Origin of the sequence: Citrobacter sp. CK191, from assembly GCF_030333435.1 — a bacterium.
In the GTDB taxonomy this organism is placed as follows: domain Bacteria; phylum Pseudomonadota; class Gammaproteobacteria; order Enterobacterales; family Enterobacteriaceae; genus Citrobacter_B; species Citrobacter_B koseri.
This window is the reverse complement of sequence record NZ_JAOWFX010000030.1, coordinates 375,741-396,637: the sequence shown is the minus strand read 5'-3', so window position 1 is coordinate 396,637 and position 20,897 is coordinate 375,741. Positions and strand designations below refer to the sequence as shown.

Sequence of the window (20,897 nt, the reverse complement as noted above, 5' to 3'; positions counted from 1 at the left end):
GTTTAATAATGATACTGACGAAATTAGTAATCACTTGAAACTATTTTTCGGACGTTCACATCGCTGTGGTTTTCATTATAAAAATGTGAGCGATGCCGAAATAAATAAACCCGGGTATTGCATATGGGTATTGATTGGTGGATTATTCTATTTTGTCATACAAATGAACGTAGAGTAGGATAAACCGAAAAACAATGGTCGTTTTTATTATTGATTTATGACCCGGTGGCCGGTTGCCATCGGGGCTAAATAGAAGTGAAGCAATGGAGCATTGATTGTGAATGTAAATTTCTTTGTTACCTGTATTGGTGACGCGCTGAAATCACGGATGGCCCGAGACTCCGTATTGCTGCTGGAAAAACTGGGCTGCCGCGTTAATTTCCCTGAGAAGCAAGGGTGTTGCGGCCAGCCAGCCATCAACAGCGGCTACATCAAAGAAGCGATCCCGGGGATGAAAAACCTGATCGCAGCGCTGGAAGACAACGACGACCCGATTATCTCTCCTGCTGGCTCCTGTACCTACGCGGTAAAAAGCTACCCGACATATCTGGTCGATGAACCTGAATGGGCGTTACGTGCGGAAAAGGTCGCCGCACGCATGCAGGATCTCACCTCCTTTATCGTTAATAAACTGGGTGTGGTGGATGTGGGAGCCAGCCTTCAGGGCAGAGCCGTCTATCACCCATCCTGTAGCCTGACCCGCAAGCTGGGAGTGAAGGAAGAGCCGCTCACGCTACTGAAAAATGTGCGCGGGCTGGAGCTGTTGACGTTTGCCGATCAGGATACCTGCTGCGGATTTGGCGGGACGTTCTCGGTCAAAATGGCCGAAATATCCGGCGAGATGGTGAAAGAGAAAGTCTTACACCTGATGGATGCCCGGCCTGAATATTTGATTGGCGCAGACGTCAGCTGCCTGCTGAACATTGGCGGTCGACTGCAACGGGAAGGCCAGCCGGTCAAAGTGATGCATATTGCTGAAGTGCTGATGAGCCGCTGAGGGGAAAGAGATGTCGATAAAAACCAGCGATGTAGAATTTAAACTGCGCATTCGTCAGCAAATTGAAGATCCGATCATGCGCAAAGCCGTGGCCAATGCGCAGGAGCGTATCGGCGCGAATCGGCAAAAAATGGTCGATGAGTTAGGGCACTGGGACGAATGGCGTGACCGTGCCAGCCAGATCCGCGATCACGTTCTGAGTAATCTCGACGCTTACCTGTATCAACTCACCGAGAAAGTGACAGAAAACGGCGGACACGTCTATTTCGCCAAAACCAAAGAAGAAGCCACCCGCTACATTTTACAGGTCGCACAAAGTAAAAACGCGCGCAAGGTAGTGAAGTCCAAGTCGATGGTGACCGAAGAGATTGGCGTCAATCATGTATTGCAGGATGCCGGAATTCAGGTGATCGAAACCGATCTGGGCGAGTATATTCTCCAGTTGGATCAAGACCCACCTTCACACGTTGTGGTTCCGGCAATCCATAAGGATCGCTATCAGATCCGCCGCGTGCTGCATGAACGTCTGGGCTATAACGGCCCGGAAACGCCAGAAGCGATGACCTTATTCATCCGCCAGAAGATCCGCGAGGATTTCCTCAGCGCTGAAATCGGTATTACCGGCTGTAATTTCGCCGTGGCGGAAACCGGATCGGTGTGCCTGGTGACCAACGAAGGCAATGCGCGGATGTGTACCACGCTGCCGAAAACGCACATTGCGGTGATGGGGATGGAGCGTATCGCCCCCACCTTTGCCGAGGTGGATGTACTGATCACCATGCTGGCGCGCAGCGCCGTTGGCGCACGTTTGACGGGTTACAACACCTGGCTCACCGGCCCACGCGAGGCAGGCCACGTTGACGGGCCGGAAGAGTTCCATCTGGTTATCGTGGATAACGGGCGCTCCCAGGTACTCGGTTCTGAATTTCGCGACGTGCTGCGCTGCATTCGCTGCGGAGCCTGTATGAACACCTGCCCGGCATACCGCCACATTGGTGGACACGGCTATGGCTCAATCTATCCCGGCCCTATCGGCGCGGTGATTTCCCCGCTGCTCGGCGGCTATAAGGATTTTAAAGATCTGCCGTATGCCTGTTCATTATGCACGGCCTGCGACAGCGTCTGCCCGGTGCGCATTCCGCTGTCAAAACTGATCCTGCGCCATCGCCGAGTGATGGCCGAAGAGGGCATTACCCCGAAAGCCGAGCGCCGGGCGATCAAAATGTTCGCTTATGCCAATAGCCATCCTGGGCTGTGGAAAGTCGGGATGATGGCGGGTGCTCATGCGGCAAGCTGGTTTATTAATGGCGGTAAAACACCGCTTAAAGTCGGCGCTATTGGTGACTGGATGGAGGCGCGAGATCTCCCTGATGCTGACGGAGAGAGTTTCCGTAGCTGGTTTAAGAAACATCAGGCAGAGGAGAAAAAGAATGGATAACCGTAGCGCGTTTTTAAACACCATCGCCCAGGCGCTGGGCCGCCCGCTGCGATTCGAACCGCAGGCAGATACGCTGCCGGTTAACAACTATGCGAACGAGCGACTGACCGAACTTAGCCAGCAGCAGCGCTGCGACGCGTTTATCCAGTTTGCGAGCGATGTCATGCTGGTACGCTGCGAACTGACCAGCGAAGCGCAGGCGCCGGAAGCGGCGTTACGCTTGTGTGAAGAACTGGGACATAAATCGGTGGTGCTCAGCGGCGATAGCCGGCTGGTTGAACTGGGCATCACCGAACGCTTGCAGCAGGAATGCAACGCCGTGGTCTGGGACCCGACCCGGGGAGCAGAGAATGTTACCCAGGCCGAACAAGCGAAAGTCGGTGTAGTGTATGCCGAATACGGCTTAACGGAATCGGGCGGCGTGGTACTGTTTTCCGCGCCGGAGCGCGGGCGTTCATTAAGCCTGCTGCCGGAATCCTCGATTTTCGTGCTGCGCAAGAGCACTATCCTGCCACGCGTGGCGCAACTGGCGGAAAAACTGCATCAGAAAGCGCAGGCCGGTGAACGCATGCCATCGTGTATTAACATCATCAGTGGCCCCAGCTCAACGGCGGATATCGAACTGATCAAGGTGGTCGGCGTGCATGGCCCGGTTAAGGCGGTATATCTGATTATTGAAGATTGTTGATACGACTGTTAATGACCGCACTACTGGCACGGACGCCATAATAGCGGGCAGTTAATCCTGTTGGGAGTTGAATGCGGAGTTCAGGAAACTTGAAGCTGGAGCGGGCGAAGGGAATCGAACCCTCGTATAGAGCTTGGGAAGCTCTCGTTCTACCATTGAACTACGCCCGCTTCGAGATGCGTAAGGCATTATAAACCTTACGCTCTTATTGACAAGGTGCTTGCTCACTGACTGGCGATTAATTCACCGTCAGCATTTTGGTTTGCTCCCCTGCGGCGGTAAATAACGCAGCGGATCAATCGCTGTTGCGCGGTAGCGAATCTGGAAGTGCAAGCGAACAGAATCCGCATCAGTGCTCCCCATTGTGGCAATTTTCTGCCCGGCTTTCACGCTCTGCCCGTTGTTAACTAACAGCGTGTCGTTGTGGGCATAAGCGGTGATGTAATCCTCATTATGTTTAATCATGATGAGGTTCCCGTAACCGCGTAACTGGTTGCCGACATAGACCACCTTCCCTGCCCCTGCCGCATAAATCGGCGTGCCGCGCGCGGCGGAAATATCAATGCCTTTGTTGCCGCCTTCCGCCGTTGAATAAGGCAAAATGACTTTGCCGCTGGCAGGCCAGCGCCAGCAACGTTGCCCTACCGGAGGCCAGGAAGATTGCGGCACAGAAGAGGACGGTCTGACTGCCGCCGTTTTCGTAGAGGATTTCGCCGTGGCCGCACGCGATGAACCGGAACGCTTCGCCCCGCCGCCCAGTTTCAGTTTTTGCCCGACCTCAATGGTGTAAGGCGGGGAAATACCGTTCAGGCGGGCAAGTTCTTTCACGCTGGTTCCCGTCGTGCGCGAAATGCGGTAGAGCGTATCTCCCCGCTTAACGGTATAGACGGAACCCGAATCAGAAGATTGATTGCTGGAGCAGCCCGCTAAAAGCAAGCCTGCACAAAGCAGCATCACAATACTCAGGCTCTTGTTGTTCAGGCGTCCTGCACTCAAAACTATTCCTCGCAACATTTCAAACGCCTTATCATAGCAGCCAAAAGCCAGATGCCCAATGTATTGCCATCGACGTCACGATATCTCCTTCTTGCCACCGCTACTTTTGGTAATGCCTTTCCACCCTATATAGACTACGCTAGTTGCCAGAGTATATGGCTTGCAGCAGTATGCGGCTATTTTCATATTCAGGAGTTTTTATGACCGGGGAACATGTCATATTGCTGGATGAGCAGGGTAATCCTGACGGCATACTGGAGAAATATGCGGCTCATACCTCTGATACCCTTTTACATCTCGCCTTCTCATGCTGGTTGTTTAACACGCAGGGGCAATTGCTGGTCACTCGCCGCTCACTCAGTAAAAAAGCGTGGCCAGGAGTCTGGACCAACTCAGTATGCGGACACCCACAGCAGGGAGAAAGCACTGAAGCGGCAATTATCCGACGCAGCCGTTTTGAGCTTGGCGTCGAAATTACCAACCTGACGCCCGTCTATCCAGATTTTCGCTATCGGGCAACTGACCCGAATGGCATCGTGGAAAATGAGGTCTGTCCGGTATACGCCGCGCAGGTGACCAGCGCGCTACAGGTAAACCCGGATGAAGTGATGGATTACCAGTGGAGCGGCCTGGAAACCGTACTGCAAGCATTGAGCGCGGCGCCGTGGGCGTTCAGTCCGTGGATGGTGTTGCAGACGTCTGACGACCAAGCGCGTGAGTTGTTGCGGGAGTACAGCCAAGGTTAATTTACTGGCTTTGTGCCCGGTGGCGCTACGCTTACCGGGCCTACAGAGGTGCAAAACGTAGGCCGGATAAGGCGAAGCCGCCATCCGGCATCTCACGTTTTATTTTACCGGACGCATCGCCGGGAACAGAATCACGTCGCGGATGGTGTGGCTGTTGGTGAACAGCATTACCATACGGTCGATACCAATTCCCAGACCCGCTGTCGGCGGCAGGCCGTGCTCCAGAGCGGTAACGTAGTCTTCGTCGTAGAACATCGCTTCGTCGTCACCAGCTTCTTTCGCGTTAACCTGATCCTGGAAACGCTGCGCCTGATCTTCTGCATCGTTCAGCTCGCTAAAGCCGTTACCGATTTCACGGCCGCCGATGAAGAATTCAAAGCGGTCGGTGATTTCCGGGTTCACGTCGTTACGGCGCGCCAGCGGAGAAACCTCTGCCGGATATTCGGTGATGAAGGTCGGCTGAATCAGGTGCGCTTCCGCCACTTCTTCGAAGATCTCAGTTACGATGCGGCCCAGGCCCCAGCTTTTCTCAACCTTGATGCCGATAGATTCAGCGATCGCTTTGGCGGAGTCGAAGTTATCCAGATCGGCCATATCCGTTTCAGGACGGTATTTCTTGATAGCCTCGCGCATGGTCAGTTTTTCGAACGGCTTGCCGAAGTCGAACACTTCATCGCCGTAAGGCACTTCAGTTTTGCCCAGGATATCCTGCGCCAGCGTACGGAACAGCGATTCGGTCAGTTCGATCAGGTCTTTATAGTCCGCATACGCCATATAGAGTTCCATCATGGTGAACTCTGGGTTATGACGAACGGAGATCCCTTCGTTACGGAAGTTACGGTTGATTTCGAACACACGCTCGAAGCCGCCAACCACCAGACGCTTCAGGTACAGTTCCGGCGCGATACGCAGGTACATGTCCAGATCCAGCGCGTTGTGATGGGTGATAAACGGACGAGCTGCCGCACCGCCAGGAATCACCTGCATCATCGGGGTTTCCACTTCCATAAAGCCGCGGCCAACCATGAACTGACGAATACCCGCCATAATCTGTGAACGGACTTTAAAGGTGTTACGGGATTCATCGTTAGAGATGAGATCCAGGTAACGCTGGCGATAGCGCGCTTCCTGATCCTGCAAGCCGTGGAATTTATCCGGCAGCGGACGCAGCGCTTTGGTCAGCAGACGCAGTTCGGTGCAGTGGATGGACAGCTCACCGGTTTTGGTCTTGAACAGCTTCCCTTTCGCGCCGAGGATATCGCCCAGATCCCATTTTTTGAACTGCTCGTTGTAAACGCCTTCCGGCAGATCGTCACGGGCAACGTACAGCTGAATACGGCCGCCGACATCCTGCAACGTAACGAAAGACGCTTTACCCATAATACGACGGGTCATCATACGGCCCGCAACGGACACTTCGATGTTCAGCGCTTCCAGTTCTTCGTTCTCTTTCGCGTCGAAGTCAGCGTGCAGTTGGTCTGAGGTGTGATCGCGACGAAAATCATTCGGGAACGGAATACCCTGCTCGCGCAGGCTAGCCAGCTTCTCGCGGCGCGTTTTCAGTTCATTGTTAAGATCGGTTACCGCGTCAGCGCCCTGTGCGTGTTGTTCAGACATGTTGGTTCCTCATAACCCTGCTTTCAAACTTGCTTCGATAAATTGATCCAGGCTGCCATCCAGCACCGCCTGCGTGTTGCGGGTCTCAACCCCGGTACGCAAGTCTTTAATGCGGGAGTCATCAAGGACATAAGAACGAATCTGGCTGCCCCAGCCGATGTCGGATTTGTTATCTTCCATCGCCTGTTTCTCGGCATTTTTCTTCTGCATCTCCAGTTCATAAAGCTTCGCTTTCATCTGCTTCATGGCCTGGTCTTTGTTTTTGTGCTGGGAACGGTCGTTCTGGCACTGCGTCACAATCCCGGTCGGGATGTGCGTAATACGTACCGCAGATTCTGTACGGTTAACGTGCTGACCGCCCGCGCCGGATGCGCGATAAACGTCGATACGCAGGTCTGCCGGGTTGATCTCGATATCAATATCATCGTCAACTTCCGGGTATACGAACGCGGAGCTGAACGAGGTATGACGACGGCCGCCGGAATCGAACGGGCTCTTACGCACCAGGCGATGAACGCCGGTTTCGGTACGCAGCCAGCCATAGGCGTATTCGCCGGAAATCTTGATGGTGACGGATTTGATCCCCGCGACTTCACCTTCAGACTCTTCAATAATTTCGGTTTTAAAGCCGCGCGCTTCTGCCCAGCGCAGATACATACGCTCCAGCATGCTTGCCCAGTCCTGCGCTTCAGTACCGCCGGAACCTGCCTGAATATCGAGGTAGCAATCCGCGCTGTCATACTCACCGGAGAACATACGACGGAATTCCAGCTGCGCCAGCTTTTCTTCCAGCGTATCGAGTTCAGCTACGGCTTCGTTAAAGGTTTCTTCGTCGTCGGCTTCTACAGCCAGCTCCAGCAGCCCGGAAACATCTTCCAGACCCTGAGTCATTTGGTCGAGGGTGTCGACAATCGCTTCAAGGGAGGAACGCTCTTTGCCCAGCGCCTGCGCGCGTTCGGGTTCGTTCCAGACATCCGGCTGTTCCAGCTCGGCGTTTACTTCTTCCAGACGCTCTTTCTTGGCATCATAGTCAAAGATACCCCCTAAGAACGTCAGAGCGTTCCGTGAGGTCCTGAATGCGGTTATTTACCGGGTTAATTTCAAACATGGTCTGATTTCTTTTATTGGACTAGTCAAAATGCAGTGATAAGAGCGGAATTCTACCGGATTCGCGCTCTCATTAATATACAATATACTGTTGTCAATTTGGCCAGAGGTGATCAATGATCAGCTGTAGGCTACGGTTGCCGCGAAACTCGTTGATATCCAGCTTATAGGCAAGCTGAACTTCGCGTACGCCGTTATCCGGCCAGCAGGCGGTATCAACGTTAAACGCAATGCCGTCCAGCAGCGGGCCGCCGCCAACCGGTTCGACCATCACTTTCAGGTGGCGTTCGCCGACCAGCCGCTGCTGCAACAGGCGAAAACGTCCGTCAAACAGCGGTTCCGGGAACATCTGCCCCCACGGCCCTGCGTCACGCAGCAGTTGCGCCACTTCCATCGTCATCTCAGCCACGCTCAGCGGGCCATCAGAAACCACTTCGCCCTGTAGCAGCGATGGGTCGAGCCACTCGGTTACCAGCTCGCCAAAACGCTGCTGGAAATGTTCAAACTGCGCCTCTTCCAGTGACAATCCTGCCGCCATCGCATGGCCGCCGAATTTGAGCATCATCCCCGGATACAGCGTATCCAGACGCTCCAGCGCATCGCGCATATGCAGCCCCTGAATGGAACGACCGGAACCTTTCAGCGTACCGTCACCGGCGGGCGCAAAGGCAATCACCGGGCGATGGAAGCGCTCTTTAATGCGCGAAGCCAGAATGCCGACCACGCCCTGATGCCATTCTGGATGATACATCGCCAGGCCGCCAGGCAGCGTTTCACGGCTGCGTTCCAGTTTCTCGCACAGGGTCAGCGCTTCCGCCTGCATCCCCTGTTCGATCTCTTTACGCGTCTGGTTCAGCGCATCCAGTTCATTCGCCAGCACCCGCGCTTCGCCGATGTTATCGCACAGCAGCAACGCCACGCCGACGGACATATCATCCAGCCGCCCTGCGGCATTCAGACGCGGCCCCAGCGCAAAGCCTAAATCGCTGGCCGCCAGCTTCTGCGGATCGCGGTTCGACACCTCAAGCAGCGCCTTAATGCCTGGACGACATTTCCCGGCGCGGATACGGCTCAGCCCCTGCCACGTCAGGATGCGGTTATTGGCGTCCAGCGGCACCACGTCCGCCACCGTGCCTAACGCGACCAGGTCGAGCAGTTCCGCCAGATTCGGCGGCGTAATGCCACGCTCATCAAACCAGCCTTTATCACGCAGGAAAGTGCGCAACGCCAGCATCAGATAGAACGCCACGCCAACGCCTGCCAGCGACTTCGACGGGAAATCGCAATCTCGCAGATTCGGGTTAATGATGGCTTCTGCGTCAGGTAGCGTATCGCCCGGCAGGTGGTGATCGGTCACTACCACCGGAATCCCCAACGCTCTGGCATGTTCCACACCGGCATGAGAAGAGATACCGTTATCCACCGTCACAATCAGCTGCGCGCCGCGAGCATGCGCCTGATCGACCACTTCCGGGCTTAATCCGTAGCCGTCTTCAAAACGGTTTGGCACCAGGTAGCTGATATTGTTACAGCCCAGCGAACGCATACCGAGGACGCTAAGCGCCGTACTGGTGGCGCCATCTGCGTCAAAATCGCCCACGACGACGATGCGAGTCCCCTCGCGAAACGCGTTATAGAGGATCTCAACCGCCTTTTCGACGCCGCTAAGCTGCTGCCACGGCAGCATCCCTTTTACGCTGCGCTCCAGCTCCTGCGCGCTGCGTACGCCCCGGCTGGCGTATAAACGGCGCAGCAGCGGCGGCAGGTCAGCAGGCAGCTCAGCTGTCTCGTCGGCCTCACGCCGACGAAGTTGTATCTGTTGTTTCACGCGAATTATTTACCGCTGGTCTGTTTCTGGTGCGCGTCAAGGAACGCCTTCATCTCTTTCGGCCCCTGATAGCCAGGCACCACATAGCCGTTGCTCAGCACAATCGCTGGCGTGCCGCTCACGCCGAACTGCACGCCCAGCGCATAATGATTGGCGATATCGATATCGCAGGTGGCGGCTTTCACGCCTTTGCCCGCCATCGCGTCATCAAAGGCTTTGTTTCGGTCTTTCGCGCACCAGATGGACTTCATATCCTGCTCGGCCTGGCTTTCCAGCCCCTGGCGCGGGAAGGCCAGATAACGCACGGTAATCCCCAGCGCGTTGTAGTCTTTCATCTCTTCATGCAGCTTGTGACAGTAGCCGCAGGTGATGTCGGTAAAGATGGTGATGACGTGTTTTTCCTGCGGCGCTTTGTAAACAATCATCTCTTTTTCCAGCGCATTCAGGTGTTTCATCAGCAACTGATTGGTGACATTTACCGGCGACGCGCCGCTGACGTCATACATCGGCCCCTGAATAATATGCTTACCATCGTCGGTGACGTACAGCACGCCGCTGTTGGTCAGCACGGTTTTCATGCCTGCAACCGGCGCGGGCTGAATTTCCGTGCTCTGCACGCCCAGCTTAGTCAGCGACTGGCGAATGGCTGCATCGTCCGCATGAACCATTCCCGAAAATGCCGCCAGCAGGGTGAACATCATAAAACGTTTTTTCATAACCTATCCTTTCCTGTCAGCACTCACGCTCGCGGGTGATGCTGTTGATGAAGTTGACGCAAGCGCTCCGTTGCGACATGAGTATAAATTTGTGTGGTCGAGAGATCGCTATGCCCAAGCAGCATCTGTACAACGCGTAAGTCAGCGCCATGATTCAGCAAATGGGTGGCGAAAGCGTGACGCAAAACATGCGGCGACAGCTTTTCGCTGTCGATTCCCGCCAGCACGGCATAGTGTTTAATGCGGTGCCAGAAGGTCTGACGCGTCATTTGTTGCGCCCGCTGGCTGGGAAATAAAACGTCAATCGACACGCCGTTCAGCAGCCACGGGCGCCCGTGCTCCAGATACGTCTCCAGCCAGTACACCGCCTCTTCGCCCAACGGCACCAAACGTTCTTTATTGCCTTTACCGATAACCCGCACAACGCCCTGGCGCAGGCTGATATCGCTCATGGTCAGCCCAACCAGCTCAGAAACGCGCAGGCCCGTCGCATACAGCACTTCCAGCATTGCTTTGTCGCGTAATTCCAGCGGTTGGTCAACAACTGGCGACTGTAATAATCTCTCAACTTGTGCTTCGCTGAGATCTTTTGGCAAACGCTGCGGAAGTTTGGGCGACGCGAGCTGCGCGCTCGGATCGTCCTCACGAAATTTTTCACGGTACAGATGCTGAAAGAAGCGCCGCGTGGCGCTCAACAACCGTGCGGAACTGGTGGCTTTATACCCGCCATCCATACGTTCCGCCAGCAGCGTTTGTAAATCATCACTCTGCACCGTCGCCAGCGTTTTTCCACGATGATGCAACCATTCGACCACCATCAACAAGTCGCGCCGATACGCGCTCAGCGTATTTTCCGCCAGATTACGCTCCAGCCACAGGGCATCGAGAAACTGCTCGATACGCGCCAGATCCTTATCCATCTCGGGCCCCTCTGCGTGTTAAATCAACGCCATTATGCCTGAAGCCGATGCCTTTCTGGTACACTAGCCGCATCGTCATCGCAAGAATCGAGAGCAGTACGTCATGAATATCGGCCTTTTTTATGGTTCCAGCACCTGCTATACCGAAATGGCAGCGGAAAAAATTCGCGACATTATTGGCCCGGAACTGGTCACATTACACAACCTCAAGGATGACTCTCCGACCTTAATGGAGCAGTACGATGTGCTCATTTTAGGCATTCCGACCTGGGATTTTGGTGAAATACAGGAAGACTGGGAAGCCGTCTGGAATCAACTGGACGATCTCAAGCTGGAAGGCAAAATTGTCGCGCTCTACGGCATGGGCGACCAGTTGGGCTACGGCGAGTGGTTCCTGGATGCGCTGGGTATGCTGCATGACAAACTTGTCACCAAAGGCGTTAAATTTGTCGGCTACTGGCCTACCGAAGGCTATGAGTTCACCAGCCCGAAACCGGTCATTGCCGATGGGCAACTTTTTGTCGGCCTGGCGCTGGATGAAACCAACCAGTACGATCTCAGCGATGAGCGCATCCAGGCCTGGTGCGAGCAAATTCTCGGTGAGATGGCAGAGCACTATTCCTGCTGACCGTTTTGCCGGATAGCGGCGTGAACGCCCTGTCCGGCCTGCATGGTGCACCGAACCGTAGGCCTTAAAGCTGCGCGCCATCAGGCCTTCGTTGGCGTTACCCCTGCGTCGCCTGTTGCAACATTAACCGCCGTAAATCCCGCCACTCGGCGTCATCCATGCTGTCTGCCGCCAGCCACAAGTGCTGACGCTTCCCGCTGTCGGCGCGCAAACGCAGCATCATGCCAGTTTTAAGCATCCAGGGCGGCCCCTGAATCGTCCAGTCTTGCCCTTGCCAACGTAAACGCCCATCCATCAGCAATTTAATTTCGCCCTGTCGGGTATTAATCCGCCGCTGACTGCGCACACAGTCGAACACCACCAGCGAAAGCAATATCAGCCAGAGCGGCGTGTAGCTCAATGGCCAGGGCATCAATAAAACCAATGCGGCGACAAGCCCATGAATGAGCAAAGAGAGCCATTGTGCGCGCCAGGAGACGCGTAAATCAGATTGCCACAGGACCACGTTCCCGATTCCGTGTCTGGATGAGTTTCACCATTTGTTCCAGCTCTGCATCACCCGGTTTACCGTGGTTCATCAACCAGTTAAATAAATCAGGATCGTCGCATTCCAGCAAACGAACAAAGATGCATTTTTCTTCATCGCTTAAGTTATCGTACTCATGTTCGAAAAACGGCATGATGGAAATGTCGAGCTCACGCATACCGCGACGGCATGCCCAATGAATACGTGCTTTGTTATTAATATCCATGTTCTTCTTCCTGTCTCGCGAAAATGAAGTACCCGGCTATTGTAACGTGTTTTTCATGTTCTTTTACGGGAATCTCCATAAACGGAAGCATGATCGGCAAATAAAACCACATTAAGTCAAAGGGTTCATCGATTTTGCATCGCGCCTCGCAAAGCGGGCGATAAGGCACAAATGGGATGTTTAAACCGCTTGCAATGGGCTATAGCTCTTTTACCATTAGTCACTATTACTGCGTTAAGCAAATCAGGACATTATTATGGCTTTTACACCTTTTCCTCCTCGTCAACCGTCCGCGTCAGCCCGTTTGCCTCTGACGCTGATCACTCTCGATGACTGGGCGCTGGCCTCGATCACCGGCGCCGACAGCGAGAAGTATATGCAAGGTCAGGTCACCGCGGACGTCAACCAGCTTACCGAACAGCAACACTTACTGGTCGCCCATTGCGATGCAAAAGGGAAGATGTGGAGCAACCTGCGTCTGTTCCGCGACGGCGACGGTTTTGCCTGGATCGAACGCCGTACTCTGCGCGAGGCCCAACTGACCGAGCTGAAAAAATACGCCGTGTTCTCTAAAGTCGCGATCGCGCCTGACGATGAGCGTGTTCTGCTCGGTATCGCTGGTTTTCAGGCTCGCGCAGCGCTGGCGAATATCTTTAGCGGGTTACCGAACAGCGAAAAACAGGTCGTGAGCGAAGGGGCATCCACCCTGCTTTGGTTTGAACATCCGGCGGAACGTTTTCTGCTGATTACGGATGTCGCCACGGCTGAATCCCTGACTGAAAAACTGCGTGGCGAAGCGGCGCTGAACAACAGCCAGCAGTGGCTGGCGCTGGATATTGAAGCGGGCATTCCGGTCATTGACTCCGCGAACAGCGGGCAATTTATACCGCAGGCAACCAACCTACAGGCGCTGGGCGGCATCAGCTTTAAGAAAGGCTGCTACAGCGGGCAGGAGATGGTCGCCCGGGCAAAATTCCGCGGTGCGAACAAACGCGCGCTCTGGTCTCTGGCGGGTAAAGCCAGCCGCGTACCGGAAGCCGGAGAAGATCTGGAGTTGCAGATGGGTGAGAACTGGCGTCGTACCGGCACCGTTCTTGCGGCAGTGCAACTGGATGACGGCCAGGTTCTGGTGCAGGTGGTCATGAACAACGATATGGAAGCTGACAGCGTATTTCGCGTACGCGATGATGCGAATACTCTGCACATCGTACCGCTGCCCTATTCGCTGGAAGAGTGAAAAGAATAACGCCTGATGGCGCTGCGCTTATCAGGCCTACGGTTCAGTGCGCCATGCAGGCCGGATAAGGTATTAGCCGCCATCCGGCAGTTGGGTTTCAGGCCCCATCCCTCGTAGGCCGGATAAGGCGTAGCCGCCATCCGGCAACAGTGTGTCAGACCTGCCCTACATACAGATAGATCGCCAGAAAGTGGCACACGCTGCCGCCCAGCACGAACCCGTGCCAGATTGCATGGTTATAGGGAATGCGTTTGCAGACGTAGAAAATCACGCCTAGCGAATAGACCACGCCGCCGACCGCCAGCAGCGTCACGCCTCCCGCCGCCAGTTTGATCGCCAGTTGATAAACCACAATCAGCGACAGCCACCCCATCGTTAAATACGTTACCAGCGAGAGAACCTTAAACCGGTGGGCAATAGTCAGCTTGAATAAAATACCGAGCAGCGCCAGGCTCCAGATGACAATCATCAGCCCACGCGCCAGCGGCGAATCCAGCCCCACCAGCAAAAACGGCGTATAGGTTCCGGCAATCAGCAGATAGATAGCGCAGTGGTCGAATTTTTTCAGCCAGATCTTCGCCCGCTGATGCGGAATCGCGTGGTAGAGGGTTGAAGCAAGAAACAGCAGGATCATGCTGCCGCCGTACAGGCTGTAGCTGGTAATGGCCGTTGCACTGGCATTCGCGTCTACCGCCTGAACCAGTAACAGCACCAGACCGACAATACCAAACACCAACCCAATACCGTGGCTGATGCTATTGGCAATTTCCTCTGCCAGCGAATATCCCTGTGCGATTAATGGTTTCTGCACCATAGCTTACTCCAAAGAACGTTCACAATCGTGATAGCGTTCCTAGCGTAACTGAGAATGGTTCCAGTGAACACCTGTTAGCTAAAATAAATATCAACTTAAGATTAATCTTTGTAAATCATGATGTTGAAACTTATTTTTCAACTAACAGTTGTTCATTAAAATCAAAGGCATTTAAAATCAATCACATAAAATTGCGTCTGATCCGGGTAAATCCCGGCAATCACATGTTTAAGCTCTTCAAGCGTCATGTTTTCCTGCCGGGCATGTTTTTCCGTTAGCGTGTCCAGCGTGACGGTTGAGGTGCCAACAACCTCAATTGTGCAGAAGTAACCCTCATCTTCGAAGCGTCCAACCCGTAGAATATCCCCGGCTTTGAAGTGTGATTCGGACTCGTCACGAATGGTGATAGTTTTGCGTCCGGCCAGAATGTCATCCTGGAAACGCTGAAAAAAAGTGATGTCATTTGGCTGCATGTTATTATTCCCTGTAGATGAAGTCTGATGAGTGAGTTTTGCCATTGTGAGTATGTTCTCCCACGCTGCCATCGCCAGTCTCAACAATCTTGAGATGCTGGTCTACAACTATGTCATCAAAAACCGTGACAAAGTCATGTACATGACCATTCGCGAACTGGCTGATGCCGTGGGCGTTTCCACCACCACCGTGCTGCGCTTTTGTCGCAAACTTCACTGTGACGGCTACTCTGAATTCCGCGTGCGCTTTAAATTATATTTAGAGCAGGATGAGCCGCAACAGGCTAATTTTGGCGCCAGCGAAATTATCAGTTTCTTTAAAAGCGTCAATAACGATGAATTTGATAAATTACTCAATCAGGCTGTCGATATCATTTTATCTTCCGAACGTATTATATTTGTCGGCGCAGGAACTTCCGGCGCGCTGGCAAAATATGGCGCACGTTTTTTCTCTAACGTCGGGAAATTCAGTAATCATATTGACGATCCTTATTTTCCGGTCACCAACGATATGGCAAAAAACGCGCTGGCGATTGTGCTTTCAGTATCGGGAGAGACTGCGGAGATCCTGCGTTTTGCCAGCCAGTTCAGCCTGCACAACTGCAAAGTGCTGTCGATTACCAGCCATGAACATTCGGCTCTGGCAAAGCTGGCCGATTTTAATCTCTCCTGGCATGTACCACAAACCCGTATTGCTGGCGTTTATGATATTACAACGCAGATCCCCGTTATCTATATTCTTGAATCATTAGGCCGTAAGCTGGCGAAAAAATTAGCGTAAAAAAACAAATTGTTTTTTGGGCGTAACAAATTACACCGGCGCTATTTTGTTATATCGTGACTTTTTGCCTTCCTTTGTTAGACTCAAAACCAGATTGTATTAATTTGAGATTGAGCAACAATGAAAAAACTCACCTTACCAAAAGATTTCTTATGGGGCGGCGCAGTTGCCGCTCATCAGGTTGAAGGCGGCTGGAACAAAGGCGGCAAAGGGCCGAGCATCTGTGATGTGCTGACCGGCGGAGCGCATGGCGTACCGCGTGAAATCACCCGACAAGTCGTAGCGGGTAAATATTATCCGAACCATGAAGCGGTCGATTTTTATGGTCACTATAAAGAAGACATTAAGCTGTTCGCCGAGATGGGGTTTAAATGCTTTCGCACCTCTATCGCCTGGACCCGCATTTTCCCGCAGGGTGACGAGACGCAACCGAACGAAGAAGGGCTGAAATTCTACGATGATATGTTCGATGAGTTGCTCAGATACAACATCGAACCGGTCATCACCCTCTCCCACTTTGAAATGCCGCTGCATCTGGTACAGCAATACGGCGGCTGGACCAACCGTAAAGTGGTGGATTTCTTCGTCCGCTTCGCGGAGGTGGTATTTGAGCGCTACAAGCACAAAGTCAAATACTGGATGACCTTCAACGAGATCAACAACCAGCGCAACTGGCGCGCGCCGCTGTTTGGCTACTGCTGTTCCGGCGTGGTGTATACCGAGCATGAAAACCCGGAAGAAACCATGTATCAGGTGCTGCATCACCAGTTCACCGCCAGCGCGCTGGCGGTGAAGGCGGCACGCCGCATCAACCCGGAGATGAAGGTCGGCTGTATGCTGGCGATGGTCGCGCTCTATCCGTTTTCCTGTAAGCCAGAAGATGTCATGTTCGCGCAGGAATCCATGCGCGAACGCTATGTGTTTACCGACGTTCAGCTACGCGGCTACTACCCGTCTTATGTACTGAACGAATGGGAACGTCGCGGCTTTAACATCAACATGGACGCTGGCGACGCGGAGATTCTGCGCGAAGGCACCTGCGATTACCTTGGCTTCAGCTATTACATGACTAACGCAGTAAAAGCGGAAGGCGGTAGCGGCGATGCCATTTCCGGCTTCGAGGGCAGCGTGCCGAATCCGCACGTCAAAGCTTCCGACTGGGGCTGGCAGATTGACCCGGTCGGCCTGCGTTATTCCCTGTGCGAGCTGTATGAACGCTATCAGAAGCCGCTGTTTATTGTGGAAAATGGGTTTGGCGCCTACGACAAAGTGGAAGAAGACGGCAGCATCAACGACGATTACCGCATCGACTATCTGCGTGCTCACGTAGAAGAGATGATGAAAGCGGTGACGTATGATGGTGTGGATCTGATGGGCTATACGCCGTGGGGCTGCATCGACTGCGTGTCATTCACGACCGGACAATACAGCAAGCGTTACGGTTTTATTTACGTGAACAAGCATGACGACGGTAGCGGCGATATGTCACGCTCGCGGAAGAAAAGTTTTACCTGGTATAAAGAGGTTATCGCCAGCAACGGCGAGAAGCTGTAATTTTTTGCCGGGTGGCGCTGTGCTTATCCGGCCGACAAGTTCTGTCTCCGAATAAAAAAGCCGGGCAGCGCTTGCGCTTACCCGGCCTACAGCATGGCAGAGAGATTACTGATATTCGCTCATCGGTACGCAGGAGCAGAACAGGTTACGGTCGCCGTAAACGTCATCAAGACGTTTCACGGTCGGCCAGTACTTGTTCGCTACCCCCGCCGGGAACACCGCGACTTCACGGCTGTATCCGTGGTTCCACTCCGCGACCAGCTCATTCTGCGTGTGCGGCGCGTTAACCAGCGGGTTATCCTCCAGCGGCCACTCACCGGCTTTCACGCGATCGATTTCCGCGCGAATAGCCAGCATCGCATTGATAAAGCGATCCAGCTCCATCTTGCTTTCAGATTCCGTCGGTTCAACCATCAACGTTCCCGCCACCGGGAACGACATGGTCGGCGCGTGGAAGCCGTAGTCGATCAAACGCTTGGCAATATCCAGTTCGCTGATGCCGGTCTCTTCTTTCAGCGGGCGGATGTCGAGAATACACTCGTGCGCCACGCGGCCATCGCGACCGGTATACAGCACCGGATACGCGTCTTTCAGGCGGCTGGCGATATAGTTGGCGTTCAGAATCGCCACCTGGCTCGCCTGCTTCAGCCCTTCCGCGCCCATCATGCGGATGTACATCCAGCTGATCGGCAGAATGGATGCGCTGCCGAACGGTGCGGCGGACACCGCGCCCTGACGGGTCAGCATCCCTTCGATCTGCACCACGCTGTGACCCGGAACAAACGGTGCCAGATGTGATTTCACGCCGATTGGCCCCATACCCGGGCCGCCGCCGCCGTGCGGAATGCAGAAGGTTTTATGCAGGTTGAGGTGTGAAACATCCGCGCCGATGAAGCCCGGAGAGGTAATGCCAACCTGCGCGTTCATGTTTGCGCCATCGAGGTATACCTGGCCGCCGAACTGATGCACGATCTCACACACTTCACGAATGGTTTCTTCGTACACGCCGTGGGTGGATGGGTAAGTCACCATGATGCAGGAGAGATTGTCACCCGCCTGCTCGGCTTTAGCGCGCAGATCCGCCAGATCGATGTTGCCGTTCTTATCGCATGCGACCACCACCACCTGCATACCCGCCATCTGTGCGGAAGCCGGGTTGGTGCCGTGAGCAGAGGCCGGGATCAAACAGATATCGCGATGCCCGTCGTTGCGGCTTTCATGATAATGACGAATCGCCAGCAGGCCCGCGTATTCCCCCTGCGCGCCGGAGTTCGGCTGCATGCACACGGCATCATAGCCCGTCAGTTTCACCAGCCAGTCAGAAAGCTGGTTGATCATCTGATGATACCCTTCCGCCTGATCTGCCGGGCAGAACGGATGCAGTTCCGCAAATTCCGGCCAGGTGATGGGGATCATCTCCGCCGCCGCGTTCAGCTTCATGGTACAGGAACCCAGCGGGATCATTGCCTGGTTCAGCGCCAGATCTTTACGCTCCAGCGAGCGCATGTAGCGCATCATCTCCGTTTCGCTGTGGTAACGGTTGAACACCGGGTGCGTCAGGATCGCGTCATCACGCAGCATACTCTCCTGGATAGAGCGGCTATCGTGCGCCACGTCTTTATCCAGCGTATCAATGTTCAGACCGTGGTCGTCGCCCAGCAGCACAGAGAACAGTTGCAGCACGTTTTCGCGGGTTGTCGTTTCATCCAGCGTGATGCCGACAGCGTTGTGGATGTCGCTGCGCAGGTTGATCTCTGCGGCTTCCGCGCGCGCCAGGACGGCGGCTTTATCGGCCACCTCTACGCACAGGGTGTCGAAGTAATGCGCATGGCGCAGTTTCAGCCCTTTTTGTTGCAGACCCGCCGCCAGAATGTCGGTCAGGCGATGAATGCGATTAGCAATGCGCTTCAGCCCAACCGGACCGTGATAAACAGCATACAGGCTGGCAATGTTGGCCAGCAGCACCTGCGAAGTACAAATATTGGAGTTCGCTTTCTCGCGACGGATATGCTGCTCGCGAGTCTGCATCGCCATGCGCAGTGCGGTATTGCCCGCCGCATCTTTCGATACGCCGATAATACGGCCCGGCATGGAACGTTTGAATTCATCTTTGGCGGCAAAGAACGCCGCGTGTGGGCCGCCGTAGCCCATCGGTACGCCGAAGCGTTGCGCAGAGCCGAACACAATGTCCGCGCCCTGTTTACCCGGCGCCGTCAGCAACACCAGCGCCATAAAATCGGCGGCCACGCTGACGATAACTTTACGTGACTTCAGTTCGCTAATCAGCGCGCTGTAGTCGTGGACTTCACCGGTGGTGCCAACCTGCTGCAACAGCACGCCGAACACATCCTGGTGATCCAGCACTTTTTCCGCGTCATCGACGATCACATCAAAACCGAAGGTCTCCGCACGGGTGCGCACGACGTCCAGCGTTTGCGGGTGAACGTCAGAGGCGACAAAGAAACGGTTGGCGTTTTTCAGTTTGCTGATGCGTTTTGCCATCGCCATCGCTTCTGCGGCAGCGGTTGCTTCATCCAGCAACGAAGCGGAGGCCATATCCAGCCCGGTCAGATCCAGCGTCACCTGCTGGAAATTCAGTAGCGCTTCCAGACGCCCCTGCGAAACTTCCGGCTGATAAGGCGTATACGCGGTGTACCAGCCCGGATTTTCCAGCATATTGCGCAGGATAACCGGCGGCAACTGCACAGCGGTATAACCCATGCCAATGTAAGACGTGAAGCGCTTGTTGCGACCGGCAATCGCTTTTAATTCTGCCAGCGCGGCGTATTCCGTCGCCGCTTCACCTACCTGCGGCGGTGTGGCAAGCTGAATGTCTTTCGGCACAATCTGGCCGATCAGCGCGTTTAACGACTCGGCGCCAACGGTATTCAGCATCTCTTGCTGCTGTGCGGCGTCCGGTCCAATGTGGCGTTCAATGAAAGCGCCGCTGTTTTCAAGCTGGCTTAGCGTCTGTGTCATGGGCGATGGTTCCTGAAACGTGCAGTGAATCGTGATTGTCTCTGGCTCAATTGCCCGGTGGCGCTAACGCTTACCGGGCCTACGCGTGCGAAAACGAATACGCAAAATCATTCACGTTGCAGGACGGCGGCGACGCAGAGAACCCCCAGGAGCTTACATAAGTAAGTGACTGAGGTGAGCGAGGAAGCCAACACACCTGCTGCGTGAAGGATGAAGCGTATTTATTCGTCTTCTAACAATGCTTCGTATGCGGTTGCATCCAGCAGCGAGTCGATTTCGCTTTCGTCGCTGGCTTTGATTTTGAAGATCCAGCCACCCGCATACGGCTCGCTGTTGACCAGTTCAGGGGAGTCGCTGAGCGCGTCGTTTACCGCCACAATCTCACCGCTCACCGGCGCATAAATGTCAGAAGCGGCTTTTACCGATTCTGCTACCGCGCAGTCATCGCCCGCCGCAACGGTGGCGCCGACGTCTGGCAGATCGACAAAAACCATATCGCCCAGCAATTCCTGAGCGTGTTCCGTGATGCCAACCGTGTAAGTACCGTCTGCTTCTTTGCGCAGCCATTCGTGTTCTTTGCTGTATTTCAGTTCTACAGGTACGTTGCTCATCAATAAATCTCCAAA

20 protein-coding genes and 1 tRNA gene are annotated in these 20,897 nt (G+C 54.4%); 8 read left to right on the top strand and 13 right to left on the bottom strand.

What is annotated here, in order from left to right; genetic code table 11:
* Positions 1-277 precede the first annotated feature (277 nt).
* From OGV82_RS11425 to OGV82_RS11415, 3 genes are read left to right on the top strand one after another with little or no spacing between them, the layout of a single operon-like run.
* On the top strand, positions 278-997 hold the full coding sequence (locus OGV82_RS11425; protein ID WP_024130919.1) for a (Fe-S)-binding protein: 720 nt from the start codon (positions 278-280) through the stop codon (positions 995-997).
* Positions 998-1,007: 10 nt separating this feature from the next.
* Positions 1,008-2,435, top strand: a complete 1,428-nt coding sequence (locus OGV82_RS11420) for a LutB/LldF family L-lactate oxidation iron-sulfur protein (RefSeq protein WP_101744090.1) — start codon at positions 1,008-1,010, stop codon at positions 2,433-2,435.
* Positions 2,428-3,123: a LutC/YkgG family protein gene (locus tag OGV82_RS11415; protein ID WP_049011223.1), complete on the top strand. Its 696-nt coding sequence runs from the start codon at positions 2,428-2,430 to the stop codon at positions 3,121-3,123. Before OGV82_RS11420 ends, OGV82_RS11415 begins: the two co-directional genes overlap by 8 nt.
* Before the next feature lie 96 nt (positions 3,124-3,219).
* Here OGV82_RS11415 and OGV82_RS11410 read toward each other — a convergent pair.
* Together OGV82_RS11410 and actS are read right to left on the bottom strand one after the other, a co-directional pair.
* Positions 3,220-3,293 (bottom strand) — tRNA-Gly (locus tag OGV82_RS11410).
* 79 nt (positions 3,294-3,372) lie between these two features.
* Positions 3,373-4,119, bottom strand: coding sequence for an amidase activator ActS (gene actS / locus OGV82_RS11405; RefSeq protein ID WP_047461446.1), 747 nt, complete (start codon positions 4,117-4,119; stop codon positions 3,373-3,375).
* A gap of 200 nt (positions 4,120-4,319) precedes the next feature.
* Here actS and idi point away from each other — a divergent pair, with 200 nt between their 5' ends.
* Positions 4,320-4,865 (top strand): isopentenyl-diphosphate Delta-isomerase, encoded by a 546-nt coding sequence (idi, locus tag OGV82_RS11400; RefSeq protein WP_047461443.1) that lies wholly within the window; start codon positions 4,320-4,322, stop codon positions 4,863-4,865.
* A 99-nt stretch (positions 4,866-4,964) separates the two neighbouring features.
* Here the strand turns inward: idi and lysS are convergent, their stop codons facing one another.
* The 5 genes from lysS to xerD form a co-directional block, all read right to left on the bottom strand.
* Complete coding sequence (gene lysS, locus OGV82_RS11395) at positions 4,965-6,482, bottom strand: lysine--tRNA ligase (protein WP_012134993.1); 1,518 nt, start codon at positions 6,480-6,482, stop codon at positions 4,965-4,967.
* A 9-nt stretch (positions 6,483-6,491) separates the two neighbouring features.
* A protein-coding gene (gene prfB / locus OGV82_RS11390; protein ID WP_096753903.1) for a peptide chain release factor 2 occupies positions 6,492-7,590 on the bottom strand; the annotation gives its coding sequence in 2 pieces (ribosomal slippage) (positions 6,492-7,514 and positions 7,516-7,590; 1,098 coding nt in all).
* Positions 7,591-7,683: 93 nt separating this feature from the next.
* Positions 7,684-9,417 carry a single-stranded-DNA-specific exonuclease RecJ gene (recJ, locus tag OGV82_RS11385; RefSeq protein ID WP_047461438.1) on the bottom strand — a complete coding sequence of 578 codons (1,734 nt, stop codon included), beginning with the start codon at positions 9,415-9,417 and terminating at the stop codon, positions 7,684-7,686.
* A gap of 5 nt (positions 9,418-9,422) precedes the next feature.
* Complete coding sequence (dsbC, locus tag OGV82_RS11380) at positions 9,423-10,133, bottom strand: bifunctional protein-disulfide isomerase/oxidoreductase DsbC (RefSeq protein ID WP_047461435.1); 711 nt, start codon at positions 10,131-10,133, stop codon at positions 9,423-9,425.
* Between the two features lie 23 nt (positions 10,134-10,156).
* Positions 10,157-11,053, bottom strand: coding sequence for a site-specific tyrosine recombinase XerD (gene xerD, locus OGV82_RS11375; protein WP_047461431.1), 897 nt, complete (start codon positions 11,051-11,053; stop codon positions 10,157-10,159).
* A gap of 103 nt (positions 11,054-11,156) precedes the next feature.
* Here xerD and fldB point away from each other — a divergent pair, with 103 nt between their 5' ends.
* Entirely contained in the window at positions 11,157-11,681 is a 525-nt protein-coding gene (gene fldB / locus OGV82_RS11370; protein ID WP_012134999.1) for a flavodoxin FldB, read from the top strand.
* A gap of 97 nt (positions 11,682-11,778) precedes the next feature.
* Here fldB and OGV82_RS11365 read toward each other — a convergent pair whose 3' ends face one another.
* On the bottom strand, positions 11,779-12,186 hold the full coding sequence (locus OGV82_RS11365) for a protein YgfX (protein ID WP_024130921.1): 408 nt from the start codon (positions 12,184-12,186) through the stop codon (positions 11,779-11,781).
* Positions 12,167-12,433, bottom strand: coding sequence for an FAD assembly factor SdhE (gene sdhE / locus OGV82_RS11360; RefSeq protein WP_024130922.1), 267 nt, complete (start codon positions 12,431-12,433; stop codon positions 12,167-12,169). Before sdhE ends, OGV82_RS11365 begins: the two co-directional genes overlap by 20 nt.
* A 256-nt stretch (positions 12,434-12,689) precedes the next feature.
* On the opposite strand from sdhE, the gene ygfZ reads away from it, so the two are divergent.
* Positions 12,690-13,670: a tRNA-modifying protein YgfZ gene (ygfZ, locus tag OGV82_RS11355; protein WP_047461425.1), complete on the top strand. Its 981-nt coding sequence runs from the start codon at positions 12,690-12,692 to the stop codon at positions 13,668-13,670.
* A 154-nt stretch (positions 13,671-13,824) separates the two neighbouring features.
* Here ygfZ and trhA read toward each other — a convergent pair whose 3' ends face one another.
* Positions 13,825-14,484 carry a PAQR family membrane homeostasis protein TrhA gene (gene trhA, locus OGV82_RS11350; protein ID WP_012135004.1) on the bottom strand — a complete coding sequence of 220 codons (660 nt, stop codon included), beginning with the start codon at positions 14,482-14,484 and terminating at the stop codon, positions 13,825-13,827.
* Between the two features lie 161 nt (positions 14,485-14,645).
* Complete coding sequence (gene yqfB, locus OGV82_RS11345; protein ID WP_047461422.1) at positions 14,646-14,957, bottom strand: N(4)-acetylcytidine aminohydrolase; 312 nt, start codon at positions 14,955-14,957, stop codon at positions 14,646-14,648.
* Between the two features lie 52 nt (positions 14,958-15,009).
* Between yqfB and OGV82_RS11340 the strand changes: the two genes are divergently transcribed.
* Entirely contained in the window at positions 15,010-15,738 is a 729-nt protein-coding gene (locus OGV82_RS11340; protein WP_049008977.1) for a MurR/RpiR family transcriptional regulator, read from the top strand.
* Positions 15,739-15,858: 120 nt separating this feature from the next.
* Positions 15,859-17,292 carry a 6-phospho-beta-glucosidase BglA gene (gene bglA, locus OGV82_RS11335; protein WP_286462720.1) on the top strand — a complete coding sequence of 478 codons (1,434 nt, stop codon included), beginning with the start codon at positions 15,859-15,861 and terminating at the stop codon, positions 17,290-17,292.
* 105 nt (positions 17,293-17,397) lie between these two features.
* Here bglA and gcvP read toward each other — a convergent pair whose 3' ends face one another.
* Positions 17,398-20,271 carry an aminomethyl-transferring glycine dehydrogenase gene (gene gcvP / locus OGV82_RS11330; RefSeq protein WP_101744089.1) on the bottom strand — a complete coding sequence of 958 codons (2,874 nt, stop codon included), beginning with the start codon at positions 20,269-20,271 and terminating at the stop codon, positions 17,398-17,400.
* A gap of 221 nt (positions 20,272-20,492) precedes the next feature.
* Positions 20,493-20,882 carry a glycine cleavage system protein GcvH gene (gene gcvH / locus OGV82_RS11325; protein ID WP_012135010.1) on the bottom strand — a complete coding sequence of 130 codons (390 nt, stop codon included), beginning with the start codon at positions 20,880-20,882 and terminating at the stop codon, positions 20,493-20,495.
* Positions 20,883-20,897: the final 15 nt, after the last annotated feature.

What these genes read in the sequence shown, in the direction of transcription:
- OGV82_RS11420 (WP_101744090.1), top strand. Translation starts at nt 1,008, where the DNA reads ATGTCGATAAAAACCAGCGATGTAGAATTTAAACTGCGCATTCGTCAG.
- OGV82_RS11415 (WP_049011223.1), top strand. Translation starts at nt 2,428, where the DNA reads ATGGATAACCGTAGCGCGTTTTTAAACACCATCGCCCAGGCGCTGGGC.
- idi (WP_047461443.1), top strand. Translation starts at nt 4,320, where the DNA reads ATGACCGGGGAACATGTCATATTGCTGGATGAGCAGGGTAATCCTGAC.
- lysS (WP_012134993.1), bottom strand. Translation starts at nt 6,482, where the DNA reads ATGTCTGAACAACACGCACAGGGCGCTGACGCGGTAACCGATCTTAAC.
- dsbC (WP_047461435.1), bottom strand. Translation starts at nt 10,133, where the DNA reads ATGAAAAAACGTTTTATGATGTTCACCCTGCTGGCGGCATTTTCGGGA.
- xerD (WP_047461431.1), bottom strand. Translation starts at nt 11,053, where the DNA reads ATGGATAAGGATCTGGCGCGTATCGAGCAGTTTCTCGATGCCCTGTGG.
- fldB (WP_012134999.1), top strand. Translation starts at nt 11,157, where the DNA reads ATGAATATCGGCCTTTTTTATGGTTCCAGCACCTGCTATACCGAAATG.
- sdhE (WP_024130922.1), bottom strand. Translation starts at nt 12,433, where the DNA reads ATGGATATTAATAACAAAGCACGTATTCATTGGGCATGCCGTCGCGGT.
- ygfZ (WP_047461425.1), top strand. Translation starts at nt 12,690, where the DNA reads ATGGCTTTTACACCTTTTCCTCCTCGTCAACCGTCCGCGTCAGCCCGT.
- trhA (WP_012135004.1), bottom strand. Translation starts at nt 14,484, where the DNA reads ATGGTGCAGAAACCATTAATCGCACAGGGATATTCGCTGGCAGAGGAA.
- yqfB (WP_047461422.1), bottom strand. Translation starts at nt 14,957, where the DNA reads ATGCAGCCAAATGACATCACTTTTTTTCAGCGTTTCCAGGATGACATT.
- OGV82_RS11340 (WP_049008977.1), top strand. Translation starts at nt 15,010, where the DNA reads ATGTTCTCCCACGCTGCCATCGCCAGTCTCAACAATCTTGAGATGCTG.
- bglA (WP_286462720.1), top strand. Translation starts at nt 15,859, where the DNA reads ATGAAAAAACTCACCTTACCAAAAGATTTCTTATGGGGCGGCGCAGTT.
- gcvP (WP_101744089.1), bottom strand. Translation starts at nt 20,271, where the DNA reads ATGACACAGACGCTAAGCCAGCTTGAAAACAGCGGCGCTTTCATTGAA.
- gcvH (WP_012135010.1), bottom strand. Translation starts at nt 20,882, where the DNA reads ATGAGCAACGTACCTGTAGAACTGAAATACAGCAAAGAACACGAATGG.